The sequence below is a fragment of the Phormidium sp. CCY1219 genome (genome assembly GCF_035615515.1).
GTDB lineage: Bacteria > Cyanobacteriota > Cyanobacteriia > Cyanobacteriales > Laspinemataceae > CCY1219.
The window spans coordinates 1-329 of the sequence record NZ_JAJENT010000948.1 but is presented as its reverse complement, the minus strand read 5'-3'; the positions used below and the strand labels follow the sequence as shown (position 1 = coordinate 329).

1 pseudogene is annotated in these 329 nt (G+C 47.7%); it reads right to left on the bottom strand.

The window, feature by feature from the left end:
- Positions 1–329: pseudogene (locus tag LKK83_RS30670) on the bottom strand (CHAT domain-containing protein); the annotation flags it as partial.

Sequence of the window (329 nt, the reverse complement as noted above, 5' to 3'; positions counted from 1 at the left end):
CCCAACCGATTTTGTAAACTCGCCCATTTTTTCGGTTCTGCCTCACGGGTTCTCACCTGTAATGCCGCTTCATAACAAGCAATTGCCTGATGCCAGTTCTCTAGTTTGTCTCCTTCGATTCGGTTGCGATAAGTTCCGCCCAGATTCACTTGTACCATTGCCCAATCTTGGGGATAGGCTTCACGGGTATAGACTTCTAATGCCGCTTCGTAGTAACGAATGGCGGTTTCCAAGTTTTCCGCTTTGTCTCCGGGAACATCGTCAGAGTAGATATTACCCAACCGATTTTGTAAACTCGCCCATTTTTTCGGTTCTGCCTCACGGGTTCT